The sequence below is a fragment of the Paenibacillus sp. PL2-23 genome (genome assembly GCF_040834005.1).
Lineage (GTDB): Bacteria > Bacillota > Bacilli > Paenibacillales > Paenibacillaceae > Pristimantibacillus.
The window spans coordinates 2,804,043-2,821,350 of sequence record NZ_CP162129.1; the positions used below are offsets into that span (position 1 = coordinate 2,804,043).

The window sequence follows — 17,308 nt, forward strand, 5'->3', positions numbered from 1 at the left end:
AGGCATTATATGCCGCGTATGCGGCGGATTCGAGGGCGAAAGCCCTCTTTTTTTTGCCAATCACCCCAAAAAAATTGGAGGAGCGAGCATGGCGGTCACTTGGGTGTGGAAGGGACGGAGCGGGGGGCTGTTGCCCGTGACAGGCGCCGCTCTGCCGACGGGCCGGAGCGGGAACGTCAGCGTCAGGACGGCGGAGCTGGTCCGGCCCGGCGATGCGGTCATTGCCGCATCGCGAATGGAGTCGATACCGGTGCAAGCGTTCGACGGGGCATGGCTGCTCAACGAGGGCGCGGCGCGCTGCATGTCCATGACGCTGGAGGAGCGCCGCCGGCTGTGGAAGCGCGCGGGCATCAGCGTGGACAAGGGGAATGAGGCGTACGCGAGGGTGTACGCCATATCTGTTGTGAATTTGGCGCCTTGGCGGATCGAGCGGCTCGGACGCATGCAGGCGCCCGCGCTTGGGCTGGACGGCTGGCCGGAGGCGGCGGCCGTCAGGCGCGCCGCGCGCGCCGCGGTGAGGGCGCTGTACGCGCTTGGCCTCGACATCGGAGAGGCCGAGGTGGCGCTCACCGACGCGGGGCGAGCGGTGGTGCTGGATGCGCGGCCGGAGTCGGGAGCGGCCGCAGTGGAGACGTTCGCCGCGTGGTACGCCGCGGCGCAGGGCGGGGAAGGCGCCGGGACGATGCTGATCGGCGCCGACCCCGAGTTTGCGCTGCTGACGCCGGCGGGCAAGCTGGTGCCGGCGTCGCGCTTCTTCGGCGAGGGCGCGGCCGCTGAGGCCGGCGCCGACGCCATGGTGGTGGGGCGGCGGGTGCTCTATCCCGTCGCCGAGCTGCGGCCCGCGCCGGCGGAGACGCCCGCCGCGCTGGCCGGGAACGTGCGGCGCCTGCTGGCGCGCGCCGCCAAGCAGGTGCGCGACCCCAGCCTGCGCTGGGTCGCGGGAGCGATGCCCTTGCCGGGGCTGGCGCTCGGCGGGCATATCCATATAAGCGGAGCGCCGCTGACGGGGCGCTTGCTCCGCCTGCTGGACAGCTGCGCGGCCTATCCGCTTGCGCTGGTGGAGGACCCCGCCGGCCGGGGGCGGCGTCCCCGCTATGGCACGCTAGGGGACTATCGTCCCCAGCCGCACGGCGGGTTCGAATACCGCACGCTGCCGAGCTGGCTCGTCTCGCCGCTTGCCGCCAAGGCCGCCTTTGCTCTCGCGCTGCTGTGCGCCCGCGAGGCGCTTCGCATGCCCCGCTTGCCGGCGCAGGAGGAGCGCTTCGCCGAGGCGTATTACGCCGGTGACCGCGCGGAGCTTGCCGCCAGCCTGGAGCCCGTCTTCGCCGCCATATCGGCGACGGAGAGCTATGCCGGGCTCGCAGGCTTTATCGAGCCGCTGTTCGACGCCGCCCGCAAGGGCCGAACCTGGAATGAAAGCGCCGATATTCGTGCCAAATGGCGGATTTGACCTCATCTGGGCGGTAGCCTACTGCCACAGGGCTTGTTATAATGATGAGATGATGTTTGCTCACCACTCATGCCAGGAGGAACGTTCATGGCCGGTTATACTCCGATGATTCAACAATATTTGTCCGTTAAGGAAGAAGCGAAGGACGCTTTTCTTTTTTTTCGGCTTGGCGATTTCTATGAAATGTTTTTCGATGACGCCATCAACGCGGCGAGAGAGCTGGAAATTACGTTAACGGGACGGGAAGGCGGGGGCGACGCCAAAATTCCGATGTGCGGCGTGCCCTACCATTCTGCGGAAGGCTATATCAGCAGACTGATCGAGAAGGGCTACAAGGTGGCAATCTGCGAGCAGGTGGAGGATCCCGCTGCCGCGAAGGGTGTCGTGCGGAGAGAAATTGTCCGCATTATTACGCCGGGCACCGTCATGGAGTCCAAGTCGCTGGAGGGCAAGTCGAACAACTTTATTGCGGCGGCTGCTTCGGCGGGAGCGGGGATTGGCGTCGCGGCTTGCGACCTGTCGACCGGAGAGCTGTACGCGACGTCGTTCCCGGACTCCCTGGAGGGGCTTGTGGACGAGCTCAATGTCTATCTGCCCTCCGAGGTTGTCGGCGATCGGGAGCTGCTCGACAAGCTGGCTTCGTCAGCGGGCTGGAGCCGCCCGGTGCCCCTGACAGCCCGCGAGCCGATCGAGCGCGGCAGACTGGCGGAGCAATTCGCGGAGGAGCAGCTTGCGGCATTATCCGCTCCTGCGTTGAAAGCGGTGAGCCAGCTGACCGGCTACCTCGAGGAGACCCAGAAGAGGTCGCTGGGGCATGTGCGAGTCATTACGGCTTACGAGCCCAATCAATTTATGATACTGGACCACTACACCAGAAGAAATCTGGAACTGACGGAGACCGTGCGAGACCGCAGCAAGAAGGGCTCCCTGCTCTGGCTGCTCGACCGCACAGGCACGTCGATGGGCGCGAGACTGCTGCGCAGGTGGATCGACAAGCCGCTGCTCAGCCGCAGCGCTATCGAGCGGAGGCTGGACGCCGTTGAGACGCTGTACCGCGACCTTATACTGCGCGAGGACTTCCGCGCTGAGCTGTCGCCGATCTACGATCTGGAGCGGCTGGTCGGCCGCGTCGCCTATGGCAATGCCAACGGCCGCGACCTGAACGCGCTGAGATCATCGCTGCGCCGCATCCCGGCGCTGACGGAGCTGTGCCGCGCTTCAGGCTCCAGGGTGCTGATAGAGCTGGTGAAGGACTGCGACGATTGCGCGGATCTCGCCGATATGATCGAGACGGTGCTTGTGGACGAGCCGCCAGTCTCCATTCGCGAGGGCGGCTTGATCCGGGCCGGCTACGACGACTATCTGGATCAGCTGCGGGAAGCCAGCACGAACGGCAAGCGCTGGCTGGCGGAGCTGGAGCGGTCGGAGCGCGAGCTGACGGGCATCAGGTCGCTGAAGATCGGCTTCAACAAAGTGTTCGGGTATTATCTGGAGGTGTCCAAGGCGAACCTGTCCATGCTGCCGGAGGGGCGTTATGAGCGCAAGCAGACGCTGGCGAATGCGGAGAGGTTCGTAACGCCGGAGCTGAAGGAGAAGGAGCGGCTTATTCTGGAGGCCGAGGACAAGATGGTCGATCTGGAATATGAGCGCTTCCTGGAGCTGCGGGATCAGCTGGCGCTGCATCTGCATCGTCTGCAGCGGGCAGCGGCAATGATCGCGGAGCTGGATGTCTATCAGTCGCTTGCGACGGTCAGCGCGGAGCGCAGATACGTCCGTCCTGCTATAACGGAGGGATTCGACCTGCGCGTGGAGGAAGCCCGGCATCCAGTGGTAGAGGCTATGATGGACGGCGCGCCGTTTATCGCCAACGCTACAAGGCTGGGCGCCGAGGAGCAGCGCATCCTGCTCATAACAGGTCCCAATATGGCGGGTAAAAGCACTTATATGAGGCAGGCGGCGCTCATCTCGGTGATGGCGCAGATCGGCTGCTTTGTGCCCGCGAAATCCGCGACGGTGCCCATTATCGATCGAATCTTCACGCGGATTGGCGCTGCCGACGACCTGATCGGCGGGCAAAGCACGTTTATGGTGGAGATGAAGGATATTCAGATTATGACGGAGAAGGCGACAGCGAACAGCCTTGTTATTATCGATGAGCTGGGCCGCGGCACTTCCACGGGAGAGGGCATGGCGATTGCGCAGGCTGTGATCGAATACGTGCACGACCATATACGCTGCAAGGCGCTTGTGTCGACGCATTTCCACGAGCTGGCTCATCTGGAGGATTCGCTCCCATCGCTTGCGAACGCGCGTATGGCGGTAGAGGAAAGCGGCGACGACGTCACCTTCCTGCGCAAGCTGGTGCCGGGCGCGGCCAGCACCAGCTACGGTATCTATTGCGCGCAGCTCGCCGGCTTGCCGCAATCCATTATTGGACGGGCCTATGCGCTGCTGGACGCAGAGGAGCCTGCCGGCAGCCGGCCTTCCATTAGACTAGAGGCCGCTGCCGAGGCTTCGACAGCTGGTCCGTCGAGCCAGGCCGCTGCCGGGGGCCGCTACGCAGACGGGGACGCGCCGGCTATGAAGGCGGCAGAGCTTGCATCGCCGTACAGCGTTGTCCAGCTCTCCATGTTCGAGGAAGCGGCGGCGGGCAGCGAGCCGCAGAAGGCGAAGAAGGCTTCGCCTAAAGCGGAGCAGCTGGCGGAGGAGCTGCGCAAGCTCGATTTGTTCAATATGACGCCGATGATGGCTATGCAGTGGCTGAACGACCAGAAATCGAAGCTTCATTAAGCGGTCCTTCCAGTCTTGCCGCTTCGCTGAAAAGATAAATTCAAGGAGGTCTATCATGTCGAAGATCAAAGTGCTGGACGAGCAGCTGGCGAATCAGATCGCCGCCGGAGAAGTGGTGGAGCGGCCGGCGTCAGTGGTCAAGGAGCTGGTGGAGAACGCCGTCGACGCCGGCAGCACCGCGATCGACGTCACCATCGAGGAGGGCGGACTGTCTCTCATCCGCGTCACGGATAACGGCGGCGGCATCGAGGCGGGAGATATGGCAACGGCCTTCCAGCGGCATGCCACGAGCAAAATAGCGACAAGCAGCGATCTATTCCGCATCGCCAGCCTCGGCTTCCGCGGCGAGGCGCTGCCCAGTATCGCGGCTGTGTCCCGGCTCACCTGCATATCTGCAGACTCCAATGGCGGGTTGGCGAGGAGGCTTGTTATTGAGGGCGGAACGATTGTTGCCGACGAGCCGGCGAACGCGCCGCAAGGGACGGATATGATCGTCAAGGACCTGTTCTTCAACACGCCGGCGCGTCTCAAATATATGAAGTCCATCCAGACGGAGCTTGGCCATATATCAGACTATATCAATCGTCTGGCTCTGGCTCATCCCGGCATCGCCTTTACGCTCAAGCATAACGGCAGCGCGCTGCTCCGAACGATGGGCACAGGCGATCGGCTGCAGGTTATAGCAGCCGTGTACGGCACAAGCGCGGCCAAGGCGATGCTGGCCGTATCTGGCTCGGATTCCGATTACGAGCTTAGCGGCTACACAGCTAAGCCTGAGCTGACGCGCGCGAACCGGAATGGCATTACCGTTGTCGTCAATGGCCGATATATTCGCAGCCATGCCGTTAATCAGGCGCTCCTGCAGGCGTATCACACGCTCCTGCCGATCAACAGATTCCCCCTTACCGTGCTGGAGCTGGGCATGCATCCGGGGCTGCTGGACGTCAATGTCCATCCATCCAAGATGGAGGTGCGCTTCAGCAAGGAGGCGGAGCTGCGAGCGCTGATCGAGCGCGCGGTGAAGGACACGCTTACTGCGCAGCGCTACATCCCTGGCGCCAGCGTCGGCAGCCGGAGCGAGCGGTCCGGCCCGCTGTTCGTGCAGGAGTCGATTGCGTTCCATATTGCGGACCGCAGCCTGCAAGCGCCCTCCGTCTCCAAGGAGGAGGCGGAGGCGGAGGCCGCTCCGCGCAGCAAGCCATCCCCGCCGCAGGCCTACAGGGATTACGTGCCCAGGAATGCAGCCGAGAAGCTGTATGCGCCGCCTTCAAGTCCCTACCGCGAGCTGTCTGGCTCGGGATCTGGCGGCATGGCCGTCCGCGAGACGGCGCAGGAAGCCCCTGCGCAGCAGGCGAATACGCTTGAACGCATTGCGGAGCCGGCGGCTCAAGCCCCTATTGAGAGCGCTTATGACTCCAAGCCGGTCGAAGGCAATGAGACAAGCGCCGGGGCAAGCGAATTCCCCGAGCTGCACTGGATTGGACAGCATCATGGCACGTATATTGTCGCGCAAGCGGTTGACGGCCTTTATTTGATCGACCAGCATGCGGCTCATGAGCGTATTCATTATGAATATTTCCTTCATAAATTTGGGAATCCTGTTGCTGCAAGCCAAGGGCTGCTTGTGCCGCTGACGCTGGAATTTACGCCCGGGGACGCGGCGCAGCTGAAGGAGCTGCTGCCGCTGATGGCTGAGGTCGGCGTGGAGATGGAGCCATTCGGCTCGCAGACGTTCCTGGTCAGAGCGTACCCGGAATGGATGCCGAAGGGGGAGGAGCAGGACCTGATCGAGGAGATGGCGGAGCTGCTCATCGCAGAGCGCAAGTCGATTCCTATCGCCAAGCTGCGGGAAAAGGCGGCTATCATGTGCGCCTGCAAGGCTTCCATCAAGGCCAATGACCGGATGACGCGCGAGGAGGGCGATGCGCTGCTGGGCAGGCTGGCGGCCTGCTCGCAGCCGTATACTTGTCCGCACGGCCGTCCCATCCTGGTGCATTTGTCCACCTATCAGCTCGAAAAAATGTTCAAACGGGTGATGTCATGATTATTACGACGGCCCCGGGCCACTCCGACAGCCGCTGGAAGCAGGCGAAGCAACTGGCTGCCGAGCTGAGCGCGCCTGTTGTGCCCAGACGCGGCTTATCCGTTCGCAAGCTAATGGATATGAGCGAGGATGGCAGAGTCATCATCGTAACGGATACGGAGACCAGGTATTATGATCATCCCGATGAGCCTCCGTTATATTTTCACCCCAGTATGGCGTTCATTCGGGTGAAGAGGCTGCGCAAGGGCGAAGGCGATCCGCTGCTTGCCGTGTCGCGCTGCGAGCCCGGCGACCGCGTGATCGACTGTACGGCAGGCATGGCTGCCGACTCTCTTGTTTTCTCTTATGGTGTGGGAGAAACGGGCCAGGTTGTCGCGCTGGAAAGCGAGCCCGTTCTCTGCGCGCTGGTGAGAGAGGGGCTGTCCCGGTATCAGTCAGGGCTGGCCGATGTCGACGCCGCAATGCGAAGCATTCAGCTGCTGAACGAAAATCATGCCGATTATTTGGCGGCGCAGCCCGACAACAGCGCGGACATTGTTTATTTCGATCCCATGTTCCGCCAGCCTATCATGGAATCCGCCGCAATCGGAGCGTTCCGCTCACTCGCCAATATGGATGCCTTGACGGACAGCGTCATTGCGGAGGCGAAGCGTGTGGCCAGGAAGACGGTGGTCATGAAGGAGAATGGACGAAGCGAGGAGTTTCAGCGGCTTGGCTTCGCCAAATCCCAATGGAACACATCGAAAATTGCATATGGAGTGATACACATTGACAGAGCATGAAGGCGAAAAAGCCGAGCTGGAGGGGAAGAAGCCGCCTCTGCTGGTGCTGGTCGGTCCGACGGCGGTCGGCAAAACCGCGCTCAGCTTAAGCGTCGCCAAGGCGTGGAACGCCGAAATCATATCCGGTGATTCGATGCAGGTCTATCGGGGTATGGATATTGGAACCGCCAAAATCAAACAGGATGAACGAGATGGCGTGCCTCATCATCTGATTGATATTCGGGACCCCGAGGAGTCGTATTCCGCTGCCGACTTCCAGGCGGAAGCGGCAAAGACTATTATGGATATTGCCGGCAGGGGCAAGCTCCCCTTTGTTGTCGGCGGAACAGGCTTATACATAGAGTCGTTATGTTATAATTATCAATTCGCGGATCGCGGCTCCGATGAAGCATTCCGTGCAGAGATGGAGGCTTATGCCTCAGCGAACGGACCGGAGGCGCTGCATGCCAGGCTTGCGGCTGTCGATCCCAAGGCGGGTGAGCGTCTGCATCCCAATGACATTCGCCGTGTTATCCGGGCGCTGGAGGTGTATCACACTACCGGCCAGACGTTCTCCGAGCAGCAGGAGGGGCAGCGGAAGAAGTCGCCTTATGAGCTTGTGCTGATTGGCCTGACGATGGACCGAGCGACGCTGTACAGCCGAATTGAGGCGCGAATCGACGAGATGCTGCAGGAGGGGCTCGTGGATGAGGTCCGCCGGTTGCTTGCTCGCGAACTGCCTCCAAGCGCCGTACCGATGCAGGCTCTCGGCTACAAGGAAATTGCCCGATACCTCCGAGGCGAATGCAGCTACGAGGCGGCGGTGGAGCTGCTGAAAAGGGATACGCGACATTTTGCCAAACGGCAATTATCTTGGTTTCGCCATATGAAGGACATCCATTGGATCGACGCGGGGGAAAATTTTCGCAACAAATTGGAGGCGATTCATGGTATACTAGCAGGAAAGTTTCAAGATCATCTTGAATATACTTCTAATCAATCTTTTTTAGACGGGGGTAGCGGCCAATGAACAAAACAATCAATATTCAAGATACGTTCCTGAATCAATTGCGCAAGGATAACATTCCGGTAACCGTGTTTTTGATGAATGGCTTTCAAATCCGAGGCGTCATCAAAGCATTTGATAACTTTACGATTATTATTGACAGCGAGGGCCGCCAGCAGATGGTGTACAAGCATGCCATCTCGACCTTCGTGCCGCAGCGCAATGTATCGCTGATGCAGCAGGAGCAGAACCAGTCGGAAGGCTAGTTTCAGGGCTAACGTGAAACTTTCTTATAACAGGCTTCGTTTAACTAGATAGCGGCAGGTAAGGGCAACCCGCTCATGAGCCGGGTTGCCCTTGTCGTTTGGGAGCTGGACTAGAATAATGAGGATGGATGAGCAGGAGGGAGTCAGCATGGCTGAACAACGAGCTAGAAAAACGGCAGCAAAACCGCGCAAGAAAAAGAAGCGCGTATCGGGCAAGGCTTTGTTTTACGGGTTGTTTTTCACTATTGTTATCGGAATCGTATGCGGTATTATCGGCTATTTGCTCATTATATTGAATGGGGAACGGCTCCTGGAGGAGCACGGCGGCAAGCTGGAGTTCGGCGAGGCGTCCATTATTTATGACGCGAACGGCGAAGAAATATCCCGCCTATACCTTGCGACCGACCATCGAGAGGTTGCCGAATTCTCTGAAATTCCGGAAATTATGAGACAAGCGATCGTCGCGACGGAGGATGAGCGGTTCTACGACCATTCCGGTCTCGATTTCTGGGCGATCGGACGAGCGGTCGTCAAGGACGTGATGGCGCGCAGCGCTGTCGAGGGCGGAAGCACGATTACGCAGCAGCTGGCCAAAAACGTGTTCCTGACCGCGGACAAAACGTTTTTCCGCAAGGCGACGGAAGCATCCATCGCGGTTGCTCTGGAGCAGCAGATGACGAAGGATGAAATATTGACGATGTATTTGAACCGTATTTATTTCGGCAAAGGTATATCGGGCGTCAAATCAGCGGCGCAATTTTATTTTGGCGTTGAGCTACAGGATTTGGAGCTGTGGCAGGCGGCGACGCTCGCGGCGATGCCGAAGGCGCCGAACCGCTATAACCCTATTAATGATCCCGATGCGTCAATGAACCGTAGAGCGGTCGTGCTGAGCCTGATGCATAAGAACGGATATATTACCGAACAGGAAATGCTGGAAGCGAAAGCGGTCGTGTATGAGCCGCCGGCGAATCAGGAGGAGATGAAATCGGGCTCCTACCACGCCTTTGTTGACTTTGTGCTAGAGGAAGCCATGAGCATCACGAACATGAAGGAAGATGAGCTTCGCGTCAGCGGCCTGCATATCTATACAACGCTCAATCCCCAAGCGCAGAGAGCGATGGATGAGCAGTTCGCGAATGACGACAACTTCGAGAAGAGTGTGGACGATCAGATCGTGCAGAGCTCCATGATCATCATTGATCATCGGAACGGGGAAATCAAAGCGCTCGCGGGCGGCCGAGATTATGAGATGCGAGGCTGGAATCGCGTCGACAAGCTGCGTCAGCCTGGCTCCGCCATCAAGCCTATTGTCGCTTATGGACCGGCGCTGGAGACAGGAGAATATTTCCCTTGGTCCACGCTGAAGAATGACAAGGAGTGCTTCTCCAATTATTGTCCGTCCGATGCCTGGGGCGCGGTGCCGGTGACGATGACGCAAGCGATGAAGGAGTCGCGCAACCTCGCGGCGGTATGGATGCTCAATGAGGTCGGCATCAAAAACGCGGCGGCGTTCGCCGAGAAGCTCGGCATCCAGCTGGAGGCGGACGATCGGAATTTGGCGATGGCGCTTGGCGGCTTGACTAAAGGCGCGTCTCCGCTGCAGATGGCAGCCGCCTACAGCGTAATGGCGAATGACGGCAAATCGGTTGACCCCCATACCATTACGCGGATTACGGGCAAAAGCTACAGCTATGAATACAAAGCTCCGGCATCCAAGCAGCTGATGTCGCCGGAGACCGCTTTTTATTTGACAGAGATGATGCAGACGGTGGTCGCCAAGGGAGGCACGGGCGCGCGCGCCGCGATTGATCGTCCAGTTGCGGGCAAAACAGGTACCACCCAGCACGGCATTCCGGGCTACAAGGGCGACGGGATTAAGGACGCCTGGTTTGTGGGCTACACCGCGGAGTGGACAGCAGCCGTCTGGATGGGATACGATAAGACGGACAAGAACCATATTTTGCAAAAGGGCGGAGGTCAGTCCGCTGCTGCATTGTTCGCGAAGGTTATGGGTCCGGCGCTTCAAGGCGTCAAGAAAGAAAGCTTCGGTCGTCCCGAAGGGGCGAAGGAGGATAAGCCGCCGGCGACAATAGCCAATTTCAATGCTGTATTTGTGGAAGAAGAGGTTAAGGTTCAGCTGAGCTGGGACCCGCTGGAAGATGCTAATATGACCTACAAGGTGTATCGCAAGGAAAGCGGAGCCAGCGACTTTATTCATTTTGCCGATACACTTGAGCCTGGCATTGACGATATGTCCGTATTCCCTGGCGTCACTTACGATTATTATGTCGTTGCGTATGATGCCAAGACGGAGCAGACCAGTGAGCCGACTAACACGATTACAGTGACCATTCCCGAGGTTGAGCTGCCGGATATTCCGATGGAGCCTGCTCCAACGGATTCCGGAGACAAGGGGGAGGAGCCCACTGACGACAATGAAGGCGAGCAGGGGGAAGGCGATGACGAGGTCGAGGAGACCGAAGCGCCTGCTGAGCCGACGCCAGTCGCGCCAAGCGGCGAGCCGGCAACGGAGACGCCTCAGGCGACGCCAACTCCTCTCTCGGAGGGGGCGGCCGGCAATGGACTTGGAGGCCTAGCGAACGGCGGCCAATAATAGACGGGGTTCTGGAATGGGTGGTTGTACATGTCAATACGCAAGAAGGCGTCGCGCTTTCAAGCCCTTTGTTACGTTCTAATGGGGCTTGCCCTGCTGCTTGCCGGCTGCGGAGGCAACGACAAGGAGAAGACGGTCTCCGATGCAGCAGCGGGTGGAGAAGCTGGCAAAGTGATGAGCTGGAGCAGAATGCCGGAATTATCGATTGATCTGGACAAACATTATGAAGCGATTGTGACGACAAGCAAAGGGGACTTCACGATCAGTCTTGATGCCGAGAACACGCCTGTGACGGTGAACAATTTTGTGTTTCTTGCCCAGGAGGGCTTTTATGACGGTCTAACGTTTCATTCCATTATCGAATCGTTTATGATTCAGACGGGCGACCCCAAAGGAAACGGCACGGGGAACGCGGGCTATCGGATACCGGATGAGCTGGATGCTTTGGCGCGTTACGAGGAAGGTACAGTAGCCATGTTCAATACCGGCTCGCCTAATTCCGGGAGCAGTCAATTTTTTATATGCACCGGACCTGAAGCGTCCAATCTGAACCGCCAGCCCAATTATACAATCTTCGGCAAGGTGACTGCCGGCATGGAGGTTGTCCGCGCGATCGCGCAGACTCCTGTGAGCGGCGGCAAGCCGGAGGAGCGGGTTCTCATTGAGCGAATTACGATCAAGCTAAGCTGACATCGAATGGCCGTCTCCTGCGAAGGGGACGGCCATTGTCCTGTTCTGCAGCGGTCTCAGGAGCGGTATGGGACAAGGAGAGCTTCATTATTTTTGCAGCCGGGTGGAGATGGACGTTAAGATATGGTAATCTTTTTCTATAGGGGTTACCTAAATGAACGGAAAGGTACGTACCGAGATGAAGAGAAAATTTTCTGATCGAGCCAATTGGCGCCGTATACTGCGGAGAAGCTATTCCTGCCTGGCGTTGGACGGCGACGAGTTTCGCGGTCTGGTTACCTTCTATCGAATTCATGAGCTTCGGGAGCCGCTGTGGAAAGAATATGACGGACGCAGGCTTTGTCTGGCTGACCGAGGCTACTTATGGATGCAGCATTTTCCCAAGGGCGAGCATTTTGTTGTGACAACGATGTTTGATGACAAGGGCCGAGTGGTGCAATGGTACATTGATGTATGCAAGACGCAGGGGTTGACCGAGCAGCAGGTGCCGTGGTTCGATGATCTATATTTGGATGTGGTCGTGCTGCCGAGCGGCGAAGTGTATTTGATGGATGAAGATGAGCTGGAGGATGCCCTGCGCCAGGGTGATGTCAGCGGCAAGGATGCGGCGCTCGCGCGCAAAACGGCTGGTCGGCTGCTCTCCAGCATTCGGAACGGCCGATTCCGCTATTTCACGCTAAGCTTGAAGCATCGCAAGAGCTTGGCCGAACGAACCGGGGAGCTAAGCGAATCATGAAGACGCAGGTACAGAAGAGGAGCAGACCGCGGAAGCGAAAGTCCGTATTTCGTCCGTGGCTGCTCTTGTTTCGTTTCACAATGCTGTCATTGGCAGCAGGAATTGCGTGGTCCGTATATGTATGGTCAATCATTGACGGGTACAGCGCCAAGGCGTCGTACCCTCCAGCGGATGCCGGCATTGTGCTCGGTGCCGCGCTATGGAACGACAGGCCGAGCCCCGCGCTGAAGGAAAGACTGGATTACGCCCTTGAGCTGCTGAATAACGGAACAGTGGGCGCTTTGGTCTTGTCCGGCGGGCATGGCGGGAGGTCATCGACGCTGACTGAGGCGGAGGGCATGCGTAATTATTTGGTCCAGCAGGGCGTCTCCGAGGACAAGCTGCTGCTAGAGATGGAGGCTGCTAATACGTTCCAGAATCTCGTGTTCAGCCGCGACCTCGCCGAGGAGCATGGTCTGAAGTCGTTTCTTGTCATTACACACGAATATCATGCCGCGCGCGCCGGCGAGATTGCCGAATTTGCCCAGCTGGACACCGTTGGCGTGGCGGGGACTCCGTCAAAGGTGCTGAACAAATTTTATAACCATAGCCGAGAGGTGCTCGCTTATACGAAGTGGAAGCTGGAATGGCTTCTCCTGAAGTCTGGCATACGTTCTCCTGAATCGCTGCTGTGAATCTGCTAATATGCTGTCGCGAGATAGAATAAACTTGTATTGCGATAAGCTAGCAGCTTCTGTAAAGGAAAGGTGATGCGTCAGATGAACGGACACGTCTTCTCGGGACCAGGCAACGGATCGGCCAGACCTTCCCGTCAGATCAATGTGGTGCTTCGCAGCCACGAAGCGTTCGGAGGCGGGGCTTCAGCGCAGGCGGTCGAGGCGGAGCCGCCGCCGGCCGTTAAGCCGCTGCCCGCAGTCGACCATTATGCCGAGATTCAGAGGGAGCTTGAGCCGATGATCGGCATGGATAATGTGAAGGCTCTTGTATATGAGATTTACGCTTTGCTCTACATTAGCCGCATGAGAACGGAAGCCGGCTTATACGGAGGCTCCCAAGTCTATCATATGATTTTCAAAGGAAATCCCGGCACCGGGAAAACAACAATCGCCCGCATCGTAGCCAAGCTGCTGCAGAAGATGGGCGTGCTGACGAAAGGCCATTTGATTGAAGTGGAGCGGGCCGATCTTGTGGGCGAATATATCGGCCATACCGCTCAGAAAACCCGCGATCTCGTGCGCAAAGCGCTGGGCGGCGTCCTGTTCGTCGATGAAGCCTACAGTCTGGCGAGAGGCGGGGAGAAGGATTTCGGGAAGGAAGCGATTGATACGCTGGTGAAGGCGATGGAGGATCATCGCAGCCAATTCGTGCTTATTCTTGCCGGGTACCCCATGGAGATCGAGCAGTTTCTGATGACGAATCCCGGTCTGCCGTCGCGCTTCCCGATTCAAATTGAATTTCCCGATTATTCCGTGGATCAGCTGCTCCAAATCGGAGAGCTGATGGTGAAGGAACGGGATTATGTGCTGATGCCTCAAACGGTATTTAAGCTCAGGCAGCTCCTTATGCAGGAGAAGCTGAACGACGCCTTTTCATTCAGCAACGCGAGATTTGTGCGCAATACGATTGAAAAGGCGATTCGCCATCAGGCCGTCAGGCTGATTGGACAATATTCAAGCTCCATACCGGGCAGGGGCGAGCTGATGTCGATCAGGCCGGAGGATCTTAAGGTGTAATAGAAGCATAGTCGTTACGAAAGGGAGCCAGCAGTCAGTCATGAGCAAAGTAACGTATGAAAATGAAGAGCTGTGGGAAAACTTACTCCGGTTGTCGGAGCAAATGGAAGAGAAGGCGCAGGGCGCGTTCCGCAGAATCGATGGGATTGCGGAGCGCAATCAATGGAAGGTAATTGAGGCGTTCAAGCGCCATCAGGTCAGTGATTTTCATTTTGCCGGATCAACGGGCTATGGCTACAATGACCGAGGACGCGAAATATTGGATCTGGTCTATGCGGATGTGTTCGGGGCGGAGGCGGCGCTTGTGCGGCCGCACTTCGCTTCCGGCACGCATACGATCAGCTGCGCGCTGTTCGGCGTGCTGCGTCCGGGGGACGAGCTGCTGTATGTGACGGGCAGGCCGTATGATACGCTTCATAAGGTTATTGGCAAGCCAGGAGACGGCAAAGGCTCGCTTCGGGATTGGGGAGTGGCCTATAATGAGGTGGCTCTGCTCCAGGATGGAGGCATTGATTGGCCCTCTGTCGAGGCCAGTATTCATGAAGGCACGAGGGTGATCGGCGTACAGCGTTCGCGCGGATATGATTGGCGCGCATCCTTCACGGTGGCCGAAATCGGCGAAATCGTACAACGCGTGAAGGCGATCAAGCCAGACGTGCTGGTGTTCGTCGATAATTGTTATGGCGAGTTTACGGAGCTGCTGGAGCCAACAGAGGTTGGTGTTGATCTGATGGCGGGTTCCCTGATCAAAAATCCGGGAGGCGGCTTGGCGGAGACCGGCGGCTATATCGCAGGCTCCAGAGCAGCCGTTGAGGCTGCTTCCTACCGGCTGACCGCTCCCGGGATTGGAGCTGAGGTAGGAGCCATGCTCGGTACGCTTCGGTCCATGTATCAAGGGCTGTTCCTTGCTCCTCACCTTGTGGGACAAGCGGTCAAAGGCAGTGTATTTGCCGCGGCGCTGTTCGAGCAGCTGGGCTTCGAGAGCAAGCCGAGATGGCAGGAGCCCCGCACGGATCTGATCCAGGCGGTTCGATTCGGACAAGCTGACCATCTGATCGCCTTTGTGCAGGGCATTCAGGCTGCGGCGGCCGTGGACGCCCATGTGGTGCCGGAGCCGTGGGACATGCCGGGCTATGAGAATCCTGTCATTATGGCTGCTGGCACGTTCATTCAGGGCGGCAGCCTGGAGCTGTCCGCGGATGCGCCGATACGTGAGCCGTACATCGCTTATATGCAGGGCGGCTTAACTTACGCGCACGCCAAATACGGTGTACTGACCGCGCTCAGAAGGCTAGTGGAGAGCGGATTAATTGTGATCAAACCTCACATGTCTTGACATGTTTATAGCCGAACGATACAATGAAGCTATAAAAGCGAGAGTGGAAGGTTGATGCGACATGGCTGATGAAATTCGCAGAAATATGGCCTTATTCCCGATCGGCATCGTAATGAAGCTGACGGATCTGACGGCCAGGCAAATCCGTTATTACGAGCAGCATGAGCTGATTGTGCCGGCTCGTACAGCGGGCAACCAGCGGCTGTTCTCCTTTAACGATGTGGAGCGCTTGCTGGAGATCAAGTCTTTAATCGAGAAGGGCGTCAATATCGCCGGTATTAAGCAAGTCATGAATCCGGTGTCCAAGGAGTCCGACGACGCAACAATCGTCAGCGAGCAATCCGAAGTGAAGCGCCGCGAGTTGTCCGATCAGCAGCTGCACCGCTTGCTTAAGCAGCAGCTACTGGAGAAGAGACCGGGACAGGCTTCCCTCATTCAGGGACAGTTAACCCGTTTCTTAAATAGACGGTAACGACAATCGACCAAAGGAGATGATTGAGTGAGCTACACCAAAGAAGATATTAAGCGTATAGCAGAAGAGCAGAACGTACGTTTTATCCGTTTGCAGTTTACCGATTTGCTGGGTACGATCAAAAACGTCGAAATACCGGTCAGCCAATTGGACAAGGCACTTGATAACAAAATGATGTTTGATGGTTCTTCCATCGAAGGTTATGTTCGTATCGAAGAATCTGACATGTACTTATATCCGGATTTAGATACTTGGGTTGTATTCCCGTGGGTGGCGGAGGATCGAATCGCTCGTCTGATCTGCGACATCTATATGCCGGATGGCACGCCGTTCGCAGGCGATCCACGCGGTATTCTGAAGCGTGTGCTGAAGGACGCGGAGGAAATGGGCTTCACGGCGATGAACGTTGGACCGGAGCCGGAGTTCTTCCTGTTCAAAACCGATGAGCGCGGCGAGCCAACCACAGAATTGAACGACCAAGGCGGCTATTTCGATCTTGCGCCAATGGACATGGGCGAGAACTGCCGTCGAGAAATCGTTCTGACGCTTGAAGAGATGGGCTTCGAGATCGAAGCGTCCCATCATGAGGTGGCTCCGGGCCAGCACGAAATCGACTTCAAATATGCAGACGCGATCAAAGCGGCTGACCAGATCCAAACCTTCAAGCTGGTCGTCAAGACGATTGCCCGCGTGCATGGCCTGCATGCGACCTTCATGCCAAAGCCGCTGTTCGGCGTTAACGGCTCCGGCATGCACTGCCACCAATCGCTGTTCAAGGGCAGCACTAACGTCTTCTACGATGAGAGCGACAAGCTGGGCCTGAGCGACACGGCGCGCTATTATATGGCGGGCATGCTGAAGCACGCGCGTGCTATGGCGGCTATTACGAATCCAACCGTCAACTCGTACAAGCGTCTGGTGCCTGGTTATGAAGCGCCATGTTATGTCGCTTGGTCTGCAAGCAACCGCTCGCCGATGATTCGTATCCCGGCATCCCGCGGCTTGTCCACACGCATCGAGGTTCGTAATCCGGATCCTGCGGCGAATCCATACCTGGCTCTCGCTGTTATGCTGAAGGCCGGTCTAGACGGCATCCAGAATCAAGAGCCGCTTCCGGCTCCAACGGATCGCAACATTTATATTATGTCTGAGGAAGAGCGGCTTGACGCAGGCATTCCTAGCCTGCCGGTTGATCTGAAGGAAGCGCTGGATGAGATGCTGAGAAGCGATATTATTTGCGAAGCGCTGGGCGATCATGCTCTGGCTCACTTCTACGAGCTGAAGGAAATCGAGTGGGATATGTACCGCACGCAAGTGCATCAGTGGGAGAGAGATCAGTATCTTACCCATTATTAATACAGGTCAGTAAGTAAAAGGGCTGCCCCGTACCGATGAATCGGTACGGGG

At 57.9% G+C, this 17,308-nt stretch carries 14 protein-coding genes; all 14 read left to right on the plus strand.

Annotated features, from left to right (window positions below):
- The first annotated feature begins 88 nt into the window (after positions 1-88).
- The 14 genes from AB1S56_RS12115 to glnA all read left to right on the plus strand — a co-directional run bounded on the left by AB1S56_RS12115 (position 89) and on the right by glnA (position 17,257).
- Positions 89-1,450, plus strand: a complete 1,362-nt coding sequence (locus AB1S56_RS12115) for a hypothetical protein (protein WP_340867501.1) — start codon at positions 89-91, stop codon at positions 1,448-1,450.
- A gap of 87 nt (positions 1,451-1,537) precedes the next feature.
- Positions 1,538-4,240 carry a DNA mismatch repair protein MutS gene (mutS, locus tag AB1S56_RS12120; protein WP_340867500.1) on the plus strand — a complete coding sequence of 901 codons (2,703 nt, stop codon included), beginning with the start codon at positions 1,538-1,540 and terminating at the stop codon, positions 4,238-4,240.
- A 55-nt stretch (positions 4,241-4,295) separates the two neighbouring features.
- On the plus strand, positions 4,296-6,284 hold the full coding sequence (mutL, locus tag AB1S56_RS12125) for a DNA mismatch repair endonuclease MutL (RefSeq protein WP_340867498.1): 1,989 nt from the start codon (positions 4,296-4,298) through the stop codon (positions 6,282-6,284).
- Positions 6,281-7,066, plus strand: a complete 786-nt coding sequence (locus AB1S56_RS12130; protein ID WP_340867497.1) for a class I SAM-dependent methyltransferase — start codon at positions 6,281-6,283, stop codon at positions 7,064-7,066. Before mutL ends, AB1S56_RS12130 begins: the two co-directional genes overlap by 4 nt.
- Positions 7,053-8,075 carry a tRNA (adenosine(37)-N6)-dimethylallyltransferase MiaA gene (gene miaA / locus AB1S56_RS12135; protein ID WP_340867496.1) on the plus strand — a complete coding sequence of 341 codons (1,023 nt, stop codon included), beginning with the start codon at positions 7,053-7,055 and terminating at the stop codon, positions 8,073-8,075. The genes AB1S56_RS12130 and miaA overlap by 14 nt, the downstream gene beginning before the upstream one ends.
- Positions 8,072-8,317 (plus strand): RNA chaperone Hfq, encoded by a 246-nt coding sequence (gene hfq / locus AB1S56_RS12140; RefSeq protein WP_340867495.1) that lies wholly within the window; start codon positions 8,072-8,074, stop codon positions 8,315-8,317. The genes miaA and hfq overlap by 4 nt, the downstream gene beginning before the upstream one ends.
- Positions 8,318-8,465: 148 nt before the next feature.
- Positions 8,466-10,934: a PBP1A family penicillin-binding protein gene (locus AB1S56_RS12145; protein ID WP_340867493.1), complete on the plus strand. Its 2,469-nt coding sequence runs from the start codon at positions 8,466-8,468 to the stop codon at positions 10,932-10,934.
- A gap of 30 nt (positions 10,935-10,964) precedes the next feature.
- Positions 10,965-11,624: a peptidylprolyl isomerase gene (locus tag AB1S56_RS12150; protein WP_340867492.1), complete on the plus strand. Its 660-nt coding sequence runs from the start codon at positions 10,965-10,967 to the stop codon at positions 11,622-11,624.
- Positions 11,625-11,802: 178 nt separating this feature from the next.
- Positions 11,803-12,360, plus strand: coding sequence for a DUF402 domain-containing protein (locus AB1S56_RS12155; RefSeq protein WP_340867993.1), 558 nt, complete (start codon positions 11,803-11,805; stop codon positions 12,358-12,360).
- The gene (locus AB1S56_RS12160) at positions 12,357-13,034 is read left to right on the plus strand and encodes a YdcF family protein (RefSeq protein WP_340867490.1); all 678 of its coding nucleotides are present in this window, start codon (positions 12,357-12,359) and stop codon (positions 13,032-13,034) included. The genes AB1S56_RS12155 and AB1S56_RS12160 overlap by 4 nt, the downstream gene beginning before the upstream one ends.
- A gap of 84 nt (positions 13,035-13,118) precedes the next feature.
- On the plus strand, positions 13,119-14,093 hold the full coding sequence (locus AB1S56_RS12165; protein ID WP_340867489.1) for an AAA family ATPase: 975 nt from the start codon (positions 13,119-13,121) through the stop codon (positions 14,091-14,093).
- Between the two features lie 40 nt (positions 14,094-14,133).
- Positions 14,134-15,429 (plus strand): methionine gamma-lyase family protein, encoded by a 1,296-nt coding sequence (locus AB1S56_RS12170; RefSeq protein ID WP_340867487.1) that lies wholly within the window; start codon positions 14,134-14,136, stop codon positions 15,427-15,429.
- Between the two features lie 61 nt (positions 15,430-15,490).
- Positions 15,491-15,901 (plus strand): MerR family transcriptional regulator, encoded by a 411-nt coding sequence (locus AB1S56_RS12175; RefSeq protein WP_340867485.1) that lies wholly within the window; start codon positions 15,491-15,493, stop codon positions 15,899-15,901.
- 27 nt (positions 15,902-15,928) lie between these two features.
- A complete protein-coding gene (glnA, locus tag AB1S56_RS12180; RefSeq protein ID WP_340867484.1) occupies positions 15,929-17,257 on the plus strand; it encodes a type I glutamate--ammonia ligase in 1,329 nt (442 codons plus the stop codon).
- Positions 17,258-17,308: the final 51 nt, after the last annotated feature.

Bases quoted from the DNA above. Each gene is read 5' to 3' on its own strand.
- AB1S56_RS12170 (WP_340867487.1), top strand. From the start codon at position 14,134: ATGAGCAAAGTAACGTATGAAAATGAAGAGCTGTGGGAAAACTTACTC.
- AB1S56_RS12165 (WP_340867489.1), top strand. From the start codon at position 13,119: ATGAACGGACACGTCTTCTCGGGACCAGGCAACGGATCGGCCAGACCT.
- AB1S56_RS12145 (WP_340867493.1), top strand. From the start codon at position 8,466: ATGGCTGAACAACGAGCTAGAAAAACGGCAGCAAAACCGCGCAAGAAA.
- AB1S56_RS12150 (WP_340867492.1), top strand. From the start codon at position 10,965: ATGTCAATACGCAAGAAGGCGTCGCGCTTTCAAGCCCTTTGTTACGTT.
- mutL (WP_340867498.1), top strand. From the start codon at position 4,296: ATGTCGAAGATCAAAGTGCTGGACGAGCAGCTGGCGAATCAGATCGCC.
- AB1S56_RS12130 (WP_340867497.1), top strand. From the start codon at position 6,281: ATGATTATTACGACGGCCCCGGGCCACTCCGACAGCCGCTGGAAGCAG.
- AB1S56_RS12155 (WP_340867993.1), top strand. From the start codon at position 11,803: ATGAAGAGAAAATTTTCTGATCGAGCCAATTGGCGCCGTATACTGCGG.
- AB1S56_RS12115 (WP_340867501.1), top strand. From the start codon at position 89: ATGGCGGTCACTTGGGTGTGGAAGGGACGGAGCGGGGGGCTGTTGCCC.
- hfq (WP_340867495.1), top strand. From the start codon at position 8,072: ATGAACAAAACAATCAATATTCAAGATACGTTCCTGAATCAATTGCGC.
- AB1S56_RS12175 (WP_340867485.1), top strand. From the start codon at position 15,491: ATGGCTGATGAAATTCGCAGAAATATGGCCTTATTCCCGATCGGCATC.
- mutS (WP_340867500.1), top strand. From the start codon at position 1,538: ATGGCCGGTTATACTCCGATGATTCAACAATATTTGTCCGTTAAGGAA.
- AB1S56_RS12160 (WP_340867490.1), top strand. From the start codon at position 12,357: ATGAAGACGCAGGTACAGAAGAGGAGCAGACCGCGGAAGCGAAAGTCC.